Here is a 20,079-nt window from a genome sequence, read left to right on the forward strand (position 1 = left end):
TCCGCTTCGTTTTCATAATCAACCAGCATCCCGGTTAATTCCTTTTTTTAAAAAGCTGTCGTGCGCCTGCGTCGCCCTCTAATTTCAGTAATTCAGGAACCATTTGTGGTGAAAAAATGATCGGTGGTCTTGGAATCCCCTGAAAACTGGCGGCTAGGAATGGTACATGATCTTGCTGTAGGTATCGGGATACCAACTCATTGATGATTCCTAAAGGTAGGAGAGGTTGATCAGCGAGAAGGACCATGATTCCCTTTGGTTCCATTTCCATCGCAGCCAGCAACCCAGATTGCAAGGAATGGGCTTGCCCTTTATCTGCTTCTCGGCAAATAACAGTTTTCCACCGTTCCCGGAAGGGTGGGGCAAAAAGGGTGTCGTCAATCCAATCGAGCTCATCCTCTTCCCTTTTCACAACTATCGTATAATCCAGTTTAGAATTCACTGCCTTTTCTAATACTGAATGACCAATTGTTTTCTTGCCAAAAGGGAGTGCCAGCTTGTTAACCCCCATCCGGCGGCTCTTGCCCGCCGCTAGATAGACTGCGATGACCCCGCATTTATCCCTCAAAAGAAACTACCCTTTCATACCGAGCTCGTAACATCTCAACCTGTGTCCTTTCCATTTAAGACCCCCTATTCTTTTCAAGCTATTTATCACTATATATATTGATAGACCCATCAAAATACACCTAAGTTCTTTTTCAATTTTCTAATGACCGGGTTGATTTATAGAAGTTAGTCGAACAATATTAGCGAGGCCCCTGTCATTTTTTTTCATTGTGAAAAATAGACTAATTGAAAAATAGAATGGAGAGGTTCTATGTCAGATTTGCACTTTATGGAAAAAGCGATTGAACTGGCCTTAACTAATGTGTTAACGAAACAAGGCGGACCTTTTGGAGCAATTGTCGTCAAAGATGGAAAAATAATTGGTATGGGTAAAAATGAAGTAACTGCAACAAACGATCCAACTGCACACGCCGAAGTGCAAGCCATTCGGGATGCGTGCCGATTTTTAAACGACTTTCAGCTTACCGACTGTGAAATATATACCAGCTGTGAACCTTGTCCGATGTGTATTGGCGCTATTTATTGGGCACGCCCTAAAGCTGTTTATTATGCTTGCACGAAGCAAGATGCGGCAAAGATCGGGTTCGATGACCAATTTATTTATGACCAACTCTCCCTTCCCGTTGAAAATCGTAAAATACAAATGCAAAAATTTTTTCCAACGAATGGAGATTTGCCGTTTAGAACCTGGGAGAATGCAAATGATAAAGTGGAGTATTAAATTGACAAAAGAGGATGTTGTTCTATGGAGGAAAACCAATTAAAAAAAAGAATCTCTGTAGCATCTAAACGAGAACCAGCAGATACTGTCATTAAAAACGGCAAAATTATCGACGTCTTTAATGGAGAAATAATCGAAGGTGATCTAGCGATTGTGGATGGATACTTTGCGGGTATCGGAGACTATGAGGGAAATAGGGTGATTGATGCAAAAGGCCGTTATATCTCCCCTGCTTTCATCGAAGGTCATGTTCATATTGAATCCTCAATGGTCACACCTAACGAATTTGCCAAGGTCCTTCTTCCGCACGGCGTAACCACCGCCATTGCAGACCCTCATGAAATCGCCAACGTATTAGGAGCTGACGGGATCCAATATATGCTTGATTCCTCTAAAAACTTACCGTTTGACTTTTTCTTCATGCTTCCTTCATGTGTCCCTGCGACCGAATTTGAAAATTCGGGGGCAACATTACATTCAGCAGATTTAAAGCCATTTTATCAGCAGCCACGGGTACTAGGATTAGCTGAGGTCATGAATTTCCCAGCTGTCCTAAAGGCCGAGGAAGATATGCTCAATAAAATCTTAACAGCAAAACAATTTAGCAAAAAAATTGACGGTCATGCGGCAGGGTTGTCTCCCAATGATTTGAATGTATATATGGCAGCAGGTATTCGAACAGATCATGAAAGCACAACGGCTGCTGAAGCAAAAGAGCGTCTCAGTAGAGGTATGTACTTAATGATCCGCGAGGGTACGGTTGCAAAAGACCTAAAGCAATTAATTCCGGTCGTCAATGAGCGCAATGCAAGAAGATGTTTATTTGTAACGGATGATAAGCATTTAGATGACCTCATCCAAGATGGCAGTATTGATCATAACGTTAGGCTTGCGATTGCTTCAGGTTTATCTTCAATCATTGCGATACAAGTGGCAACGATCAATGCTGCCGAATGCTTTGGGCTCGAGTCTAAGGGGGCGATTGCACCTGGATACAAAGCAGATTTCTTCCTATTCGATGATCTGGAGAAAATAAAGATAACAACCGTTTTTAAAGATGGCAGGGCAGTAGTTGAGAATGGAAGGCTAGTTATTGAATCACAGAATCCTACTTTGGTTGAAACTGAAAGGTTAAGACATTCCGTTCGTTACCGTTCGCTTACGGAAAATGATTTTCAAATGCCATTAAAAACAAACCACGCAAATATAATTGAAATTACTCCCAATAGCTTGGTAACGCGTCATGTAATTGAAAAAGTTGATAGGAGTGATTTGGGGTTATTTCAACCTTCCATTACCAATGACCAATTAAAGTTGGTAGTGATTGAGCGCCATCATCTGAAAAATCAAATCGGTTTAGGGATCGTCAAAGGTTTAGGTTTAAAATCAGGAGCCATCGCCACAACCATTGCCCATGATTCCCATAATCTTATTATGGCCGGAACGACTGATTTCGATATGGTAGTTGCTGCCAAGGCAATTAAAAATATCCAAGGGGGTCTCGTGGTTGTCAATCATGGGGAAGTGATCGCCTCATTGGAACTTCGCATTGCAGGTTTGATGTCTGATCGCCCGTATCAGGTGGTTTATGAAGGTTTAAATGAGATCAATCTTGCTCTCAAAGAGCTAGGTGCAAACAACCACTTTAACCCCTTTCTAACGATTTCTTTTTTATCACTGCCTGTCATACCGGAACTAAAGCTAACAGATAAGGGTCTGTTCCAAGTAAGCAAATTTCAGCATATAGATCTTGATGCATAGGAAATAATAAAATAGCCAGCATAGATGCTGGCAAGAAGAACAGATTATGTCCCCTTAACTTTCAATTAACCCTGGTTTGAAAGGATGAAACAATGAAGAAATGCATGTTTAATGATGGCGATGAAGTTCATATCCGTTCTTCGGGTGAATCAGTAACCATCCATAAATCTCAATATGTAAAAAACATGAAACGATACTCTTACATTGTCAATGAACATCCCAATACCTTTTTCTTTGAGGAAGAACTAACAAAAGAGTAGTTTATTTTGATGGAGACTTAATATTTGTTTAATTTCAAAGGAGAAAAGCCCCTTTCCGTCGAAGTTATAGTAAAGGGGTTGTTTAATGAATAAATCTGAATTATTAAAAGATCTACACTCTTCCAGTCGGAGTAATTTATTTTCAATTGAGATTCCAAAGGCTGCAAAAGAAGATGAAACACTTATTGATGGCTTGGTTAGTGAGTTAGTAAAAGATGGCAAAATAAAATTAAGAGAAGTTGTGCAAAGAGACTGCTCCATTTATTTATCCGGAATTATCAAGTATGCAACCAAGTAATCTCTACTTGTGAGGGTGTTCCCTCAAAAAACATCCCCTCGCAAATGATTCCGAGGGGATTTCTTCGTTTAAAACACAATTTTATAACGCAATAGATTCTTGCCTTTCGACTTTTTTATTATAGTATCGATTAAGAAAATACCCATTTAACGAGGCAAGGATTTGCTGAAACAACATACCGACAACTACCGGTACCGCAACTGCAGCCGGGAAGTAAGTAATGGCAATCACTGCACCTGCACTGATATTCCTCATTCCGCCAGTGAATGTTAGCGAAATGACAGTATCTCGCCCACCATTTATAAATCTCCCAATAATAAATGAAAACAAATAACCAGTCAGCGCAATCATAAAGACAGTTAGGGTAATCCCCACTAGTTTAAGGTCTATATGTTTTAAATAGGGTGCGACAACCGCCCCATTAAGCATGACTACAAATCCAATGCTGATTTTCGAAAAGGGAGCAAGCCGAGTCCCTAATTGGTCTTTAATTCTCCCCTTTGTCACTTGGTTTAGGTACATCCCAATGAGGGAAGGAACCACGACCATCCCCAATAGACCCTTCATGATATTAAAAAAGTCCATTTCAATTTTTCCACCTATAAATAACGAAAGTGAAAATGGAACAATAATTGGTGAAAGCAACGTATCAATCAAAATAATCGATAAGACCAATGGAATGTTTCCTTTGTAAATGGCCACCCACATGAAGCTAGTTACTCCTGTTGGAATGACCATGCCCAAAACAAGTCCGGTTATCGTAAAAATATCGCCGGAAAAGGCAATATGACCCACACCCCAGGCCCAAATTGGCATCAGGACGTGGAGAATAGCCATGGCAATAATAATTGGAAACGGATGAACAATTACTTCTTTTAATGAACGGAAATTAGAACCTAAACTGCCAGCAAAGGTCATAAATGCAAAAATCCATGGAATTAAATAGGAAAATTCCTTTAAGTGAACACTGAACAATACCCCAGTCAACACACCCACCGGAGTGATTAATGGCATAATTCTTTCTAGTTGTTTATTTAACTTTTGCAACAAAAACTCTCACCCCATTACACTTTAATTGGGTAAACTCCATTATCAAGAATACCACATTTATTTAGCTGGGGGCTTAAGAAATTTCGAGAACCTAATAAATACAATTACGCGTTGATTGGTTTGGGATTTTATTCAAGGGAACCAAATCCGCAAAAATTTCATATTTTATTCTGCCTTGTGTTTTAAATATGGAAGGAGAGTACCCATGCATTATTACCCTTATCACTACCCAATCTATCCTCCATTGCCCGTTTATCCGCCTCAATTAGTGGGGCAGACGTTCCCCAGGAGTTATCCGCCAGTAGATGTGAAAATATTTGAGAAGTCTGTTAAATCCTTTCGGCTATTAATGGAGCAAGGAAGTATTTTGCTTGATCGACTAGGAGATTCAGACTTTGCTCGCAAAATGATGACTGCAGCCCAGCAAGGAAAAACGGCGAATGTTGATCATTTAATTAGTAGCATCGGTTTAAAAGTCCCTGTTACCACAAAATTTACCCCAACTGGTATCGACTTCGAACTATTCACTCAACCAAACCCAAACACGCCTGGTAGCTGCTGTACCTTAAAGGTATTCATGAAGTGGGGAAATTAATTTATTGGGAAAAAATTCCTTCCAAAAAGACGAATGAAATGGAGCCAAAAAAGTGGTACCCCAATCAAATTGGGATACCACCATTATTTTCATTTCCTGATAATAGATATTCAACCATCTCATCCGCAGGAATGGGCTTACTAAAGAAATAACCTTGACCAATTTTGCATTCATTTTCCTTTAAAAAATGGAGTTGTTCATTTGTCTCAATTCCTTCAGCAATCACAGAAAAGTTTAAATTTAAACCCATATCTATAATCGTTTTCACCATTTTCCCTTGATTGGAATGGTAAATGATATCATCGACAAATGATTTATCAATCTTTATTTTATCAATTGGAAGATGCTTTAAATAACTTAAAGAAGAATAGCCTGTTCCGAAATCATCGATTGAGAGAAGGACACCTAGTTCCTTTAATTCATTCAATATTATCGTTGAGTTCTCTAGGTTTTGCATAATACTTTCCGTTATTTCTAACTCTAAATGAATGCCCTTCAGATCAAATTCGTCCAATAAAGCGGAAATATATTCGATGAGATGGTCATCCTCAAATTGGCGAACCGAGACATTTACTGCGATAGGAAAGTCGTGGAAACCGAGAGTTTCCCATACTTTTCGTTGCCTGCACGCTTCCCGTAAAACCCATTTACCAATCGGAACAATCAAGCCCGTTTCCTCCGCCAGTGGGATAAATTCTAACGGTGCGATCAGGCCATGTTTAGGATGCTGCCAACGGATTAATGCTTCAATTCCCACTAATTCTCCTGTTATCAAGGACATTTGCGGTTGATAATGAAGCATTAATTGATTCTGTTCCAGTGCTTTTCTTAATCCATTCTCCATCTCCATTTTCCGAATGGAAATTCCATTTAAATTGGAGGAATAAAATTGAAAATTATTTTTACCACGTTCCTTGGCTTGATACATGGCAGTGTCTGCATTTTTTATTAAGGTCTCCACATCTACCCCATCGGCAGGGTAAAGGCTAATCCCGATACTTGGTGTGACAAAAAACTCTTGATCATTAACTTCGAGCGGATTTGTGAATTCAGATAGGATTTGCTGCGCTACAAGTTTGGCACGTTCTTTATCAATGCCCTCTAATAGGATAATAAACTCATCTCCGCCTTGCCTTGAAACAACCCCTTCATTTTTCACCGTGGCTGCTAAACGGGCGGCAACCTTTTGTAGAATGAAATCACCGACTGTATGACCCTTTGTATCATTAATAATCTTAAACCGGTCTAAATCTAAAAATAAAACTGCCAGCATTTTGTCATCTTGTTTAGCTAAGATTTCGTTTAGATGGTTTCTGAACTGATTTCGATTAGGCAAACCTGTCAATGAATCGTAGAAGGCCATATACTGAATTGTTTTCTCCGTTTTCTTTCTCTCCGTAATATCCCTTCCGACCACTTGCACAGCGGATCTACCTTCATAAAAGATGGAAGTTGCTGCCATTTCAACATCAATGGTCTGACCATCTAAGCGATTCACCTGGAATTCAAATCTTAATTTCTCTTGATTATGGCGCCCCAAACTGCCTACTTTTTGTCTTATCGAATCAACGATATTTGAAGAAGCAAATTTCAGGGCCGATTCACCAATTACTTCTTCTGGACTGGATGCCCCGACTAACATCCGACCCGCTTCATTCATATATTCAATTTTTTCCCTGCTGACCACAGCGATAATATCAGGTGACATTTCTACTAAACTACGATAACGATCTTCGCTTTCTTTCCGATCTGTAATATCAAACAGGACACTATTAAAATCTACAAAATTACCTTTACCATCAAGTGTTGGAAATCCTCTATCCGAAATCCAACGAACCTCACCATCCGGTCGGACAATCCGATATTCACTTGTGACAGCTTCTCCTCTTGCTAATTTTTGCGCTCTCTCATCTAAAACGGCTAAGTCATCCGGATAAATTACCCTTTTCCAAAGATCTAGGTCCTTATAAAAATCGATATAAGAATACCCATATAATTTTTCAATCCCAGGTGTAATTAATAAAGTGTCTGACTTTAAATCATGTGACCAAATAGCTATATCTAACGTATCAAAAATATTCTTAAGTTTTAGTTTATTTATACGAAGTTCATCTTCCTTCCTGCTCAATCCTTTTAAAAATTGAATGAGGAAGGGAAGGATGCCTATCAGAATAAAAATCGAAGTAAATTTGATAATACTCACGGATGGAAAAAATAAATCTAAAAACTCCGACAAGACAATCAGACTAAATACGAGCATCCAAATGAATATATAGTTTGTCTTTTTGATCCTCATTCTGGTTTCTCCCTTTTCTGCATCAGCTTTCAGTGCTTTTCGAGACCCACTAAACATAGCGTTATCTTTAAAATAACAAAAAATGATATACATAACAATCAAATCAAAACGATTACAACATTTACATAATTTTTATTAAATAATTACGTTGTTCAAACCTTCGTCAAAACATTTCAAACAAAATGTGAACTTATCACTATACCCATATTGCTAAACAAAAAAAGGGAATATAGTGGAATCATAAAGAACAAACAAAATTTGAAAGGCGGAATGAATTATGTTTAACAAATTTTTAAGAGAAAATAAAATTGCAGCGGCTATTCTTACTGTCTTACGTTTATATCTTGGCTATTCTTGGATTACAGCAGGTTATGAAAAATTATCTAGCGGCGGCTTCGATGCGGCAGGCTTCTTAAAAGGAGCAATCGCAAATCCAGTCAAAGGTCCAGATGGTGCCGTTGTTTTTGGCTGGTATGTTGACTTCTTGAAACACTTTGCACTGCCAAACGTTGATATCTTCAACGTAATCGTACCTTGGGGCGAAACTTTAATCGGCTTAGGTTTAATTCTAGGTTGCTTAACAACTACTGCGATGTTCTTTGGTTTAGTAATGAACTTCAGCTTCTTCTTAGCAGGAACAGTATCTCATAACCCTAGAGACATCTTCTTAGGATTTATCATCTTAACAGCTGGTTACAATGCAGGAAGAATCGGTTTAGACCGTTGGGTGGTTCCATTTGTTAGAAAAATAAGCAGAAAAGAAACTGGTCATGAAAATCATAAGTCAGTAGCATAACAGACGTAAAGAAAGGACGATTCAACTCATGAATCGTCCCTTCTTTATTTTTTTGCAAAAAAAATAAAGGGCTAGCAGCCCTCTATGAATTACCTTATCATATATACCCTTGTTTCATAAGGTCTTAAGGTGAAGTTTTTCGGTAATTTCTTTCCTACCAGCTCATAATTGGTAAGGACAAGCTCAGAGCTGGAATACGATAAACTCCCTGGGACACGAACCCTCGTTGATTTCCCACTAAAATTGTTAATAACAAGCGCCCTTTGCTTTCCCAAACTGCGAAGATACACAAACAGTTTGGGATGATTCGCTACTAATAGATCGTAAGTACCATAAACAAACACTGGGTTTTCTTTTCTTAAGTGAATCAAATTTTTATAGAAAGATAAAATCGAGTTTGGATCATCTATTTGTGCCTCAACATTAATCTCAGTATAATTCGGATTTACTCCCAGCCATGTGTGTTTTGCGGTTGTAAATCCTCCCATGTTAGATGCATCCCATTGCATCGGTGTCCGGGCATTATCCCGGCCCTTTTCCCAAATAACCTTCATAATTTCGTCATGGGAACGGCCTTTGGCTGTTTCAACATGATAGTAGTTAATCATGCCAACGTCGTTGTAATCTTCAATAGATGGGAATTGGACGTTTGTCATCCCAATTTCCTGACCTTGGTAAATAAATGGAGTACCTTTCATTAGGAAATATAGCGCTCCAAGCATTTTGGCACTCTCTTTCCAATACTCCTTGTCATTTCCCCAGTTAGATACCCGACGAGGCTGATCATGGTTTTCGATAAATAAGGCATTCCAGCCTTTGCCTTCCAAACCTGTCTGCCATTTGGTTAGAACCTTTTTCAACTTACGAACGTCAATAGATTCATCTGCATCCTTATCCCACAAATCTAAAAATTCGAACTGAAATATCATATTAAAATAGCCGTTTTCTTCACCCACCCATTGATCTGCTTCTTTTAGGCCGACACCATTCGCTTCTCCAACAGTCATGATGTCATAGTTCTTAATCGTTTTTTGCGAAAACTCTGTAAGAAACTCATCAATCCCATCCACATTCATCATTTTAGGAAAGCATGGAACATACTCTAATTGATCAGGGTTAGGCATATCTGGAAACCCTGGTTCCTTTTTAATATGTGAGATGGCATCTACTCGGAAGCCGTCAATCCCTTTTTCCAGCCACCAGTTCACCATATCGTATAAAGCTTCCCTTACCTCAGGGTTTTCCCAATTCAAATCAGGCTGCCGTGCAGAGAAGATGTGCATGAAATACTGTTCTGTTTCTTTATCAAATCCCCAAGCAGGGCCACTGAAAATCGACTCCCAATTGTTCGGTGCTTTTCCATCTTTCCCCTCCCTCCAAATGTACCAGTCACGTTTTGGGCTGTCTTTAGAGGAACGAGACTCGATAAACCATGGGTGTTCGTCGCTCGTATGATTGATGACCAAATCGAGGATTATTTTCATTCCACGCTGATGAACGCCTTCAAGCAGTTCGTTAAAGTCAGCCATCGTCCCGAAATCTTCCATAATATCTTGGTAATCGGAAATATCATAGCCATTGTCGTCATTGGGTGATTTGTACATTGGAGAGAGCCAAATGACATCTATTCCTAACTCTTTTAGGTAATCTAATTTTGCTGTGACACCAATTAAATCACCAATCCCGTCCCCATTGCTATCCATGAAACTGCGGGGATAGACTTGATAGGCGACACTCTCTTTCCACCACTTTTTGTTCACTTGTACACCTCATTTCTTAAAGCCTTCCATCCATTTTACACCCACCACATTTGCGAGACTGATTCTTCAATTAAGACCGATTTTAAGTTCGTTACTGCGCGATTGAACCCTTCGTTAATAGACATAATTGGATCCTCATGTTCGATACTGACCACATAATCATAGCCATAGGTTCTTAAGGCACTCATCATGTCAGACCATTCTTTCAGACTATGTCCGCACCCGACCGAACGGAAAGACCAAGCTCGTGATTTCACTTCCCCGTAGGGCTGCATATCCGTTAATCCATACATATTCACATTTTCCTGATCAATGTACGTGTCCTTGGCATGAAAATGATGAATTGCATTTTCTTTGGCTAAAATTTTAATCGCCGCAACAGGGTCAATCCCCTGCCACCATAAGTGACTTGGATCTAGGTTGGCACCAATGGCATCGCAGGTTTCTGCGCGTAGTTTTAAGAGTGTATAAGGTGTATGCACTAAAAAGCCGCCATGAAGTTCAAGGCCAATCTTGACGTTATGATCCTTAGCAAATTGGCCGACTTCTTTCCAATAAGGAATCAGTTTTTCTTCCCATTGCCACTTTAACACGTCGCCATATTCATTCGGCCATGGAGTAACAGGCCAATTAGGATATTTTGCTCCCTCATGGTCCCCTGCTGTACCTGAAAAACAGTTCACAACCGGCACTTCAAGAAGTGAGGCTAGTTTAATCGTCTTTAGGAGTGTTTCATGCGAGTTTTTCGCAAATTCCTTTTCAGGAGAAATCGGGTTTCCATGACAACTAAATGCGCTGATTGTTAAATTGCGCTCCTCGATTTTTTGGAGATATTGTTTCCGAGCTTCCTCGTTTTCCAATAACCCATCTAAATCGCAATGATTGTTACCAGGATAGCAGCCGGTTCCGATTTCCACTGCGTGCAGTCCTGCTCCTTTCACTGTATCAAGCATTTCCTCGAATGACTTTTCAGCAAATAATACCGTAAAAACGCCCAGTTTCATATGAAATTCCCCTCTCTTTATTGAAAAATTAATCTAGCTCGCTAACTTTAACAATTTGTTTAGTTTCATTTGATTGTAAAGCCGCTAAAATCACCGCTAGTGATTTTAGGCCTTCTTCACCAGGCACAGGTGGCTCTTGATTATGTATAACAGCATCGACAAAATGGTTGATCACATGTGTGGTCCGTTGTCCACCAGCATCATTGGACTGGATTTTTCCAAGTTGATAATTAACCACATCACCGTTGACATACTGAACAACAAGAGAATTATTAGGATCATCCTCTAATCGAAGAATCGCCTTCTCCCCATAAATAATCGTCGAGTTATCCTCCTTACTGACATAAGCCCAACTTGCTGCAAGTGTGCCAATAATCCCGGATTCAGTTTTTAAAACACATACTGCATTATCATCGACATCCGCGAAGACTTTAGCACTTGTTTCAACAAAGGAACCCACCTCGGTAATTTCCTCACCTAGAACATATCTTAGTAAATCCGTCTTATGGACGCCTAAATCACCCATTGCCCCAACGAAGGCTTTATCCTTTTCAAAAAACCAGCTTTCTTTCCCATCTACACTCCATCCCTCTGGGCCGCCATGCCCGAATGCTGTGCGGAAGCTATAAATTTTGCCAATTTCCCCGCTAGCAATCAACTGACGTGCTCGTTGATGAGAAGCTACAAAACGCTGATTATGAGCAATCATTAGCTTTTTCCCACTTTCTTTGGCTGCGGCAATCATGGCTTCTGCTTCCTGTTTAGAAGTGGACATTGGTTTTTCACAAAGGACATGTAATCCTGCATTTAGGGCAGCTATCGAGATTGGAGCATGAAGATAATTTGGTGTACAAACACTGACTGCGTCAACGGTGCCGCTGCTTAATAAATCTTCATAATTTGTGTAGGCTTCGACTTCATACTTTTCAGCAATTTGGTTAGCCCGTTCTTCATTACTATCACATACTGCGACTAGTTCTACGTTTTTATTGGCTTGATATTCAGGTAAATGGCGATGCTGGGCAATACTGCCGCAACCGATGACTCCGACTCTTAACTTTTTCATTATTTTTTGCCCCCCTTTGATTTGTTCTAGCGATTTCGCATTTCCATAAACAGGCCGTTCCCTTTTGACTGGAGCTGCCCATTTTACTGCATTGATAATGACACGTTGAATCTGTTCAACGACTCCTTTTCATGATTACTTTATAGTTAATTTTAGAGATTGATAGAATTAATGAAACGGCTTACATTGACTGATAGGGTGGAAAATATTGAACTCCACTCGTTGTTGTGCAATTTCATTTACCGTGGAGACTCTATTTTCCCCTTATCGGTCAATGGAACGCTTTTTCATTTACCACGGCGACTCTATTTTTCCCTTTTCGGTCAATGGAACGCTTTTTCATTTACCTTATCGACAATTTTTAACCCTTTTCGGTAAATGCAGTCTTTTAAATGGGATCAACCTTGTACGCATCGAAATCCCTTATCACTTCGTTCGCTTCTGCTGCTTTAAAAATCGTTTCAATTAATCGTAAGACACGGAGCACTTCCGCATTTTTAACAATCGGTTCAGCTCTTCCTTCAATTACCGAAACCACGTTATCGTAGAAACTTTCCATCGTTGGTGCTACTCCCGGTAAATTAGATGTGCTGACGGCGGCTTCTGAAGGAGGGGCCATTGTTTTCGTTAAGCCCTGCCCGGCTTGGATTGGTTTCGGGGCCTCAAAATCAACACCGAAATTTTGTGTCACCATTCTGCCCTCCATGCTCCAGTCCTTAATCACCGCTGTTCCGGCAGTCCCTTTGACATACCACCTAGGTAATTGGATAAAATTCGTTGTCCCCACTTCAATTAAGGCGGTGGAGCCATTTTCAAAGGTGATGATTGTCTGGAAACCATCATCCACTTCATCTCCTAAAACATAGCTTAAATTGGCATAGACACTGGTAATCTTACTATCTACCATAAACAGCAGTTGATCGAGTAAATGGACACCCCAGTCTAAGAGCATTCCCCCGCCTGGCGCTTTCAGATGACGCCAATCTCCCGGAATCCCATTGGCTCCTTGGACACGTGATTCTATGTGAAAGATGTTGCCGATCATCGTTTTATCGTATATCTCTTTTATAGTAAGAAAGTCTTTATCCCAGCGGCGATTTTGATGGACGATAAAGTTACGCTCAGTCGCTTCTGCAACCTTCATAATTTCTTCTAAATCCTCGCTATAAATCGTGACTGGTTTTTCACAAATAACATGTTTCTTAGCGTTCAATGCAGCAATCGCTATTTCTTTATGGACATCGTTTGGCGTTGCAATCAGAACAATATCAACATCGTGATCGGCTAGCACAGCGAAGTAGCTTTCATACGATTTATATCCATCGACCGTTGATGCTGTACGTCTTTCTTCTAAATTATCAAAGGTTCCAACCACACATAGGGTTGGGTTTTCCTTTAATAACTTCGCGTGATAACTTCCCATCCCGCCATAACCAACTATTACTAAATTATAAGGTTTATTTGTCATTTTCATTACTCCTTCTCAGTCCGATTACGCCTTACTTATTTGATTCCATGTTAAACTTTTTCTATACAAAGAAACATAGATGATATAATTGAAACATCGACTATTTTGCTATTTTATTTTTCCAGAAGGTGAGCATATGACAACAAATATATTATTTTGCGGCTATTCCTTTCACACTAATGGCTATCATTCGCAACATAAATCTGGATATCCCTCTTATCTATTTCGCCTGCAAGCAGAAGGACATTGTGAAGTTATCGTAAAGGGGAGAAAAGTAAATTTAGAGAAAGGTGACCTCCTGCTTATTAAACCAGGTGATCACTATGAATTATTGGTTAAGGATGGACAAATCAGCGGGGACTATCATTTAGTCTGCGATGGTACTTGGCTGGACGATTGGTGGAGCCGTTCTACCAAGCCGGATATCTCGCGAATCGATTTGGATGAAAAACTGCTCGCCCTATGGCGTCATATCATGATGGAAAAACGCCGCCCGGCATCGATTGAAAACGAAGAACTCACTGGCTATTTGCTACGTGCACTTTGTTTAACGCTGGAACGGACAGTCCAAGAGACAGTAACAACCATCAATCACCCCTACTCGGTAACTCGGATGATGCGCTATATCGAAGAGCATGCAACGTCCAATTTTAAAGTAGAAGAGGTGGCTCTTCATGCTGGACTCAGCGTCTCTCGATCCGTCCATTTATTTAAAAACAGCATCGGTAAAACGATGATGGAATATGCACTGGAAATTCGTATGTCTGCAGCAATTGAGAGGATGAAATATAGTTCGATGACACTCGAGCAGATTGCAGATGAATGCGGATTTGGGGCTTATTCTTATTTTCATCGAGTATTTAAAAAGAAGTACGGGGTCGCACCTGGGGAATACAGAAGAAGAGAATGTGAAAAGCCCTCCTTTAATTAAGAAAGGGCTGTACCTAATTTACTAACCTATTTCTATTATCTCAATCCTTTAAGTTCCAGTGATAAGATTGATTTCATCTCTTCCAGAACGGTATCTTCATAGGCATGTTTTTTCCCATTAAGTATATCTTGTACTTTAACGGGCTGGCCGATTGTTGCAGATTCAAGAGCAGCAAATACAACTCCTAATGCTTCCAGGCCTCTCATCGCACTCGAAATAGGTGTTTTATTTTCAGCAATGGCTTCCCATAATTCTACATAGGAATGAGCGAATGGATGTTCAACGATATTCGGGGCAAACCGCTCAATCAATTCCGGGATCAGAATTTTTTTCCCATCTTCAAGAGTTGCATGAAGCCCAGGGCGAAGGCATCCCTTACTTCCATAAATCCACACACCTCCGGTCCCTTCACCATGGGCTGATGTAGCACACATCCAATGACCGAGTCCTCCATTTGTAAACTTGAAGACCGTAACGGCCGTGTCTTCTCCCGTAGGTTTGACCGTTACATTCCCATTACTTAATTCTTTTTCAAAAATTTCCGTATAGGCAAAAACTTCATCAATCGAACCATTAATCTCAGTAAAAAAGTGAGTTCTATGAACTCCATGATCATTGATCCAGCCCGCCCCTGCTTGCCCTTTCATATGACGCCATGGCGTCCCGGCGAAAAATCCGCGATTTAGTGTAACAGTTGCATAATCAATTATGAAAGATACTCGACCAATCAGACCTTCTTTTACTGCCTCAGCAATTGCAACATTTTCTGCCCCTAATACGCTGGGTTCGGATAATGTTAAGACTCTATTATACTTTTTTGCATCAGCGATCATTTTCCGGCCGAAAGACGGGGAAATGGAAAGCGGCTTTTGCATTTGTACATGAAGCCCTGCTGCAAAGCAATCTTCTGCTACTGTATGATGCAAATCATGATTGATCGGGATGGATACGGCATTTAATTGTTCTTTTTCCAACATCAAACGATATTCCGTATAGACTGCAGGACGGTTGCCTAACCGCTTTTCCACCTCTGAAGCAAACTGCTCAGCCCTTTCCTGCTGAATATCACAAACCGCTGACAATTCAAATGTTTCGATCCCGTTTCTTTTTAACTCTTTCAATCCTTCAACATGTGCCATCGCAATAACACCACAACCAATAAAACCTAGTTTCATTACATACTCTCCCTTAAACTTATTAAACGGGCCTGACTTAAAGGCTTTTAATCAGTGTATCTTTAAAACTGTTTATTTCCACTTGGGTCGGCAGGGCAGAAATGGCCCCTACTTTCGTGCAGACCATCGCTCCCACTTTATTACTAAAGGAAATGATTTGTTTTAGGTGTGCGAAGTCTTCTAAAACACTTTTCGGCTCTTCTGCTTTCGCCAGCTGGTAAAGCGTTGCTCCTACGAAAGCATCCCCCGCACCGGTAGAATCGATTGCATCAACTACAATACTAGGGATGGTTTCGATGTGATGATTATTTGAAATCAATGTCCCTTCTTTCCCTAACGTAACGGCTACTGCTATTGCCCCTATTTGATGAAGGGCAGCGATTCCTTCTGTTAAATTATCTACTCCCGAGATAATCTTTAATTCATCATCACTGACTTTGACAAAATCAGCGATTGCGATTCCCTTTCTTACCAACTTTACAAATTGTTCTCTTCTTCCCTTCCAAAGGTCATGTCTAAAGTTAGGGTCAAATGAGATAAATTTCCCCTTATTTTTAGCATCCTGCATTAAATTTAAATAAGTGGTTTGAAATGGATCATCCAATAAAGCAGTCGCTGAGCCAAAATGTAGAATACTAGATTCCATTATTCTTTCTTTATCCAGATCGTTCTCCGTTAAGAAAGCATCTGCGCCACGGTTAAAAACAAAATCCCTTTCCCCATTTATTTTTAACGAAACAAATGCTAATGTTGTTGGATGCTCATCATCGAGCACAAGCATGGAGGTATCAACATTCACTTCATCTAATGCATTTTTTAAAAAATGCCCAAACGGATCATTGCCAACTTTTCCACTGAATAAGGCATTGCCCCCCAGTTTCACAATCGATGCACACACATTCGCAGGGGCTCCCCCAGCCTGTTTTTCAAAATTACGTCCTTTAACTAAGTCAATGTCCACATCTGTACAGAAAAAATCAATTAGTAATTCTCCGATACAAATGACTGATGAATTCGTTTTCATTCCCCTCAACCTTTCTTTGTTTAAAAATCATTCTTACTGCAAAAACAAAGCCCTAACTCGAGATATTCGATTAGAGCTTTGCTGTAAAATGCAATTACTTCACCCAAATGGAATCTAGCTCGGTTAATTTTAATGAGGATACTAGGATCTTTCCTTCATCCGAAAATAAAACAAGCTGTTCATATGGTTTTTTTGGAAAGATTAAGCTAGTGAAAGCGACTTTACCATCTTCAGCAAATACCTCTATAGATGAAGCATCGATAAAGATTTGTAGATTGATTTTATTATTCTCCATCTTTAAAAAAGCTTCTTGTACGGCCGCGAATGATTCTGAAAAACTATTATCCCCAGCTTCTGTACGGTCAACAAATAACTTTTCCATTTCCACATCGTAACGAATTACTGTCTTTTCATCGTCGGAACTTTGTAATACGATACCAAAGGAATTAGAAGTTTGTTTTTTTAATTCTATATTTACTTCCATTAGTGGACTGAACAGATTAAATATAGCAGGTTGGTTTTTTCCAATTGTTAGATCTTGAAAAACTTCTGTACCTTTTCGAATCGAATTAATTTCCGGTACCACTCGCTGTACCAAGCGAACTCCCTCCTTACTAGAAGTTAACGATAATTCTCTTGGCAAGGTCATCGCACTCCGCCATTCTTCCGTTGGTACTTGATTTGCGTAACGCCAGTTACTCATCCAGCCAATATAAATTCTTTTTCCATCTTCAGCTGGGATATCAGACCAACTTACGCCTGCATAATTATCCCTGCCATGATCCATCCAAAGTATTGTTTCATCTGAATTATCATTTACAAAGGTTGTTCCATCAAACTGACCTACAAAATACTGGGTCCTTGACCCTTCTTTGAAATCATGGTTATCACCAATGCTGACAAACATGACCCACTTTTGCTTGTTTTTGTCACCATCTACTGGCAAACGAAACAGGTCGGGACATTCCCAAACGCCTTCATGTGAACCAGCTTTATTTCCAAATTCACTAGCAAACTCCCAATCTTTTAGGTTAGCCGATGTATAAATGGTAACGGATTGTCCAGTAGCTAATACCATCACCCATTTATTCGTTTCATCATGCCAAAAAACCTTGGGATCGCGATAATCGGTTATATTGACATCAGAGAGGATTGGATTTCCCTCGTATTTAATCCACGTTCTTCCGTTATCATTGCTATAAGCAAGACTTTGGCGCTGGCGTGGTCTGTCGGAATCTGGATAGTTATCAGCACTAGTATAAATGGCCACTAACCCAGGTCCATCCTGAAAAAAACCTGATGTGTTATTCCAATCCACAATGGCACTACCAGAAAAAATCGCTCCATGCTCATCTGGATACAGCCCAATCGGTAGCTGTTTCCAATGAATTAAATCTTTACTAACCGCATGGCCCCAGTGCATCGGTCCCCATGTCGTACCAAATGGGTGGTATTGATAAAAAAGATGATATTCATCATTAAAAAAGACCATTCCGTTTGGATCGTTCATCCATTTTTCTTCTGGTGAGAAATGAAATTGCGGACGATGCTTTTCTTTATATAATTGTTCCATTATTTGTCGCTCCTTTTAATATTTTGATAGATGGAATTATCCTACTAAATTGGAACAAGGCTGTACGTATGCTTGTACTGTACAGCCTCAGCCAAATCTTTAATCTATTATTTTGTCGCTCTATCATATCCTGCTTGTTTGATTTTTATCCAATCTTGTAAACCTAAACGGTCTAATTCTTTCAAATATCCATCCCACTCTTTTTCCACTTTTCCATTTTGAATCCATTCCGCACGTTTTCTCATCACATAAGCAAACATATCTGTTTCAATGGTAGTCAGCTTGTCGCTATCTTCTAAGGAGAAGAATACCCTTGGATATATATTTTCTGCAGTCATATGAGGAACCATTACGTCCTTCATTAGCCCTAATCTCCATGCTGCATCATCTGGTTTGGTGGTAACCTTTCCATAGTACTCATCTAAAATCGCTAATGGTCCGCCGATATTTGTTTTTTGTCTTAATTCCACTGGTGCTGTACCTGATAAAGGTAAATGTTTTAACATTCCTGCTGCTTCATCTAATTCAAAAATATTTTGTTGAGTTTTATCACCATACGTACCCCAGTTATCTTGAACAGATTGTTTTGGTTCATATAATTGATCAATCCATTTTGCAGTCAGTTCAATGTTCTTATCCGAACTTGTGATAACCATTCTGCCTCTATCAAATCCCATTCCATTCGTTCTGGCTACATTCACTTGGCCATCTGGACCAGCTAGCGGTTTCATTAGGTCATATTTGTCATTCATACCAGTAATATTTGCTTTATCCCAAGTGAAATATAAACCATAACGATTATCTTTACCTTTAGATAAATAGGTGTTCCAATCTTGTTCAAATGCTTCCACATCGATTAGACCTTCTTTATATAACTCATTGAGAAATTTAATACCCTCTTTATATCCTTCATCTGATGCTGTAAACGTAACTTTACCATCATTGCTTACAACCGTATGATCCCAGTTTTCTCCTAGACCAAATGAGCCAAATAAGAATGCCAGGTCTTCCCCGCCTGCTTGCTTCCCAATAAACGACATCGGGATTTCATCCGCTTTGCCGTTGCCATTTGGATCTTTTGTTTTAAAGGCAATCAATACTTGCTTTAATTCTTCGGTTGTTGTCGGCATTTTTAAACCTAGTTTGTTTAACCATTCCACATTGATCCATGGGAAATCATCAACCGAGTGAATACTTTCTTTTCCTGAACCTAACTCCTCAATCCATGGGAAGGAATAAATATGTCCATCAGGTGCCGTCATCATTGCTTTATATTCAGGGGCAGCCTCTAGAACCTTTTGCAGGTTAGGCATATACTTCTCAATTAAATCTTCAACAGGAATAATTGCCCCATCTTTTGCTAGTTTCAATAGATCATGGTCATTAAACCCGGCATCCAGGATGGCATCCGGCAAATCGCCGCTCGCCATTGCTAAGTTTCTTTTCTCAATAAAAGCATCTGAGGTGTAGTTTTTCCATTTAATATGAACACCTGACTGCTTTTCTAATCGCTTATAAATTAACTTTTTATTAGGGTCAGCTGGAGCTAATGGCGAGCTTTGTGTCATAAAATTCAATGTCACTTTTTCCTTTAAAGGAAATGATACATTCTTTAGTTTATATTCTTTTGATGATGCTGTTTCACTTTTACTAGCGTTATTGCAGCCTGAAACTAGTAATACTGATGCAAGTGATACAGCTAGTACTCTTTTTACATTTTTCATTAAATAG

The 20,079-nt window shown here is 39.7% G+C and carries 18 protein-coding genes; 7 read left to right on the forward strand and 11 right to left on the reverse strand.

The features are described from left to right. Positions 1-34: 34 nt before the first annotated feature. Complete coding sequence (locus RCG22_RS11760) at positions 35-568, reverse strand: nucleotidyltransferase family protein (protein ID WP_308106946.1); 534 nt, start codon at positions 566-568, stop codon at positions 35-37. A gap of 252 nt (positions 569-820) precedes the next feature. On the opposite strand from RCG22_RS11760, the gene RCG22_RS11765 reads away from it, so the two are divergent. The 4 genes from RCG22_RS11765 to RCG22_RS11780 all read left to right on the forward strand — a co-directional run bounded on the left by RCG22_RS11765 (position 821) and on the right by RCG22_RS11780 (position 3,610). Next, positions 821-1,291: a nucleoside deaminase gene (locus RCG22_RS11765; RefSeq protein ID WP_308106947.1), complete on the forward strand. Its 471-nt coding sequence runs from the start codon at positions 821-823 to the stop codon at positions 1,289-1,291. A gap of 24 nt (positions 1,292-1,315) precedes the next feature. Next, a complete protein-coding gene (gene ade / locus RCG22_RS11770; RefSeq protein ID WP_308106948.1) occupies positions 1,316-3,052 on the forward strand; it encodes an adenine deaminase in 1,737 nt (578 codons plus the stop codon). Positions 3,053-3,144: 92 nt separating this feature from the next. Continuing rightward, positions 3,145-3,312, forward strand: a complete 168-nt coding sequence (locus RCG22_RS11775; protein WP_308106949.1) for a hypothetical protein — start codon at positions 3,145-3,147, stop codon at positions 3,310-3,312. 85 nt (positions 3,313-3,397) lie between these two features. Continuing rightward, positions 3,398-3,610 (forward strand): hypothetical protein, encoded by a 213-nt coding sequence (locus tag RCG22_RS11780; RefSeq protein WP_308106950.1) that lies wholly within the window; start codon positions 3,398-3,400, stop codon positions 3,608-3,610. Positions 3,611-3,691: 81 nt separating this feature from the next. On the opposite strand, the gene RCG22_RS11785 is transcribed toward RCG22_RS11780, so the two are convergent. Next, on the reverse strand, positions 3,692-4,660 hold the full coding sequence (locus RCG22_RS11785) for a bile acid:sodium symporter family protein (RefSeq protein WP_308106951.1): 969 nt from the start codon (positions 4,658-4,660) through the stop codon (positions 3,692-3,694). 205 nt (positions 4,661-4,865) lie between these two features. Between RCG22_RS11785 and RCG22_RS11790 the strand changes: the two genes are divergently transcribed. Further along, positions 4,866-5,255 carry a YuzC family spore coat inner layer protein gene (locus RCG22_RS11790; protein WP_308106952.1) on the forward strand — a complete coding sequence of 130 codons (390 nt, stop codon included), beginning with the start codon at positions 4,866-4,868 and terminating at the stop codon, positions 5,253-5,255. A 64-nt stretch (positions 5,256-5,319) separates the two neighbouring features. On the opposite strand, the gene RCG22_RS11795 is transcribed toward RCG22_RS11790, so the two are convergent. Beyond that, entirely contained in the window at positions 5,320-7,551 is a 2,232-nt protein-coding gene (locus RCG22_RS11795) for a putative bifunctional diguanylate cyclase/phosphodiesterase (RefSeq protein WP_308106953.1), read from the reverse strand. Between the two features lie 277 nt (positions 7,552-7,828). On the opposite strand from RCG22_RS11795, the gene RCG22_RS11800 reads away from it, so the two are divergent. Further along, positions 7,829-8,347, forward strand: coding sequence for a DoxX family membrane protein (locus tag RCG22_RS11800; RefSeq protein WP_308106954.1), 519 nt, complete (start codon positions 7,829-7,831; stop codon positions 8,345-8,347). Positions 8,348-8,436: 89 nt separating this feature from the next. On the opposite strand, the gene RCG22_RS11805 is transcribed toward RCG22_RS11800, so the two are convergent. The 4 genes from RCG22_RS11805 to RCG22_RS11820 form a co-directional block, all read right to left on the reverse strand. Then, entirely contained in the window at positions 8,437-10,107 is a 1,671-nt protein-coding gene (locus RCG22_RS11805; protein ID WP_308106955.1) for a glycoside hydrolase family 13 protein, read from the reverse strand. A gap of 35 nt (positions 10,108-10,142) precedes the next feature. Next, on the reverse strand, positions 10,143-11,111 hold the full coding sequence (locus tag RCG22_RS11810; protein WP_308106956.1) for a sugar phosphate isomerase/epimerase family protein: 969 nt from the start codon (positions 11,109-11,111) through the stop codon (positions 10,143-10,145). Positions 11,112-11,139: 28 nt separating this feature from the next. Continuing rightward, positions 11,140-12,177, reverse strand: coding sequence for a Gfo/Idh/MocA family protein (locus tag RCG22_RS11815; RefSeq protein WP_308106957.1), 1,038 nt, complete (start codon positions 12,175-12,177; stop codon positions 11,140-11,142). 388 nt (positions 12,178-12,565) lie between these two features. Next, positions 12,566-13,645: a Gfo/Idh/MocA family protein gene (locus RCG22_RS11820; RefSeq protein WP_308106958.1), complete on the reverse strand. Its 1,080-nt coding sequence runs from the start codon at positions 13,643-13,645 to the stop codon at positions 12,566-12,568. 136 nt (positions 13,646-13,781) lie between these two features. Here RCG22_RS11820 and RCG22_RS11825 point away from each other — a divergent pair, with 136 nt between their 5' ends. Next, a complete protein-coding gene (locus tag RCG22_RS11825; RefSeq protein ID WP_308106959.1) occupies positions 13,782-14,576 on the forward strand; it encodes an AraC family transcriptional regulator in 795 nt (264 codons plus the stop codon). 35 nt (positions 14,577-14,611) lie between these two features. Here RCG22_RS11825 and RCG22_RS11830 read toward each other — a convergent pair whose 3' ends face one another. The 4 genes from RCG22_RS11830 to RCG22_RS11845 form a co-directional block, all read right to left on the reverse strand. Next, positions 14,612-15,751 carry a Gfo/Idh/MocA family protein gene (locus tag RCG22_RS11830; RefSeq protein ID WP_308106960.1) on the reverse strand — a complete coding sequence of 380 codons (1,140 nt, stop codon included), beginning with the start codon at positions 15,749-15,751 and terminating at the stop codon, positions 14,612-14,614. Positions 15,752-15,788: 37 nt separating this feature from the next. Continuing rightward, a complete protein-coding gene (locus RCG22_RS11835; RefSeq protein WP_308106961.1) occupies positions 15,789-16,775 on the reverse strand; it encodes a carbohydrate kinase family protein in 987 nt (328 codons plus the stop codon). Positions 16,776-16,869: 94 nt separating this feature from the next. Continuing rightward, a complete protein-coding gene (locus RCG22_RS11840) occupies positions 16,870-18,348 on the reverse strand; it encodes a glycoside hydrolase family 32 protein (protein ID WP_308106962.1) in 1,479 nt (492 codons plus the stop codon). 107 nt (positions 18,349-18,455) lie between these two features. Next, positions 18,456-20,072 (reverse strand): ABC transporter substrate-binding protein, encoded by a 1,617-nt coding sequence (locus RCG22_RS11845; RefSeq protein ID WP_308106963.1) that lies wholly within the window; start codon positions 20,070-20,072, stop codon positions 18,456-18,458. Positions 20,073-20,079 lie beyond the last annotated feature (7 nt).

The sequence above is a fragment of the Neobacillus nitrireducens genome (assembly GCF_030915405.1).
Lineage (GTDB): Bacteria > Bacillota > Bacilli > Bacillales > Cytobacillaceae > Neobacillus.

What these genes read in the sequence shown, in the direction of transcription:
- RCG22_RS11790 (WP_308106952.1), top strand. Translation starts at nt 4,866, where the DNA reads ATGCATTATTACCCTTATCACTACCCAATCTATCCTCCATTGCCCGTT.
- RCG22_RS11815 (WP_308106957.1), bottom strand. Translation starts at nt 12,177, where the DNA reads ATGAAAAAGTTAAGAGTCGGAGTCATCGGTTGCGGCAGTATTGCCCAG.
- RCG22_RS11765 (WP_308106947.1), top strand. Translation starts at nt 821, where the DNA reads ATGTCAGATTTGCACTTTATGGAAAAAGCGATTGAACTGGCCTTAACT.
- RCG22_RS11820 (WP_308106958.1), bottom strand. Translation starts at nt 13,645, where the DNA reads ATGACAAATAAACCTTATAATTTAGTAATAGTTGGTTATGGCGGGATG.
- RCG22_RS11840 (WP_308106962.1), bottom strand. Translation starts at nt 18,348, where the DNA reads ATGGAACAATTATATAAAGAAAAGCATCGTCCGCAATTTCATTTCTCA.
- RCG22_RS11835 (WP_308106961.1), bottom strand. Translation starts at nt 16,775, where the DNA reads ATGAAAACGAATTCATCAGTCATTTGTATCGGAGAATTACTAATTGAT.
- RCG22_RS11825 (WP_308106959.1), top strand. Translation starts at nt 13,782, where the DNA reads ATGACAACAAATATATTATTTTGCGGCTATTCCTTTCACACTAATGGC.
- RCG22_RS11830 (WP_308106960.1), bottom strand. Translation starts at nt 15,751, where the DNA reads ATGAAACTAGGTTTTATTGGTTGTGGTGTTATTGCGATGGCACATGTT.
- RCG22_RS11775 (WP_308106949.1), top strand. Translation starts at nt 3,145, where the DNA reads ATGAAGAAATGCATGTTTAATGATGGCGATGAAGTTCATATCCGTTCT.
- RCG22_RS11780 (WP_308106950.1), top strand. Translation starts at nt 3,398, where the DNA reads ATGAATAAATCTGAATTATTAAAAGATCTACACTCTTCCAGTCGGAGT.
- RCG22_RS11795 (WP_308106953.1), bottom strand. Translation starts at nt 7,551, where the DNA reads ATGAGGATCAAAAAGACAAACTATATATTCATTTGGATGCTCGTATTT.
- RCG22_RS11810 (WP_308106956.1), bottom strand. Translation starts at nt 11,111, where the DNA reads ATGAAACTGGGCGTTTTTACGGTATTATTTGCTGAAAAGTCATTCGAG.
- RCG22_RS11800 (WP_308106954.1), top strand. Translation starts at nt 7,829, where the DNA reads ATGTTTAACAAATTTTTAAGAGAAAATAAAATTGCAGCGGCTATTCTT.
- ade (WP_308106948.1), top strand. Translation starts at nt 1,316, where the DNA reads ATGGAGGAAAACCAATTAAAAAAAAGAATCTCTGTAGCATCTAAACGA.
- RCG22_RS11845 (WP_308106963.1), bottom strand. Translation starts at nt 20,072, where the DNA reads ATGAAAAATGTAAAAAGAGTACTAGCTGTATCACTTGCATCAGTATTA.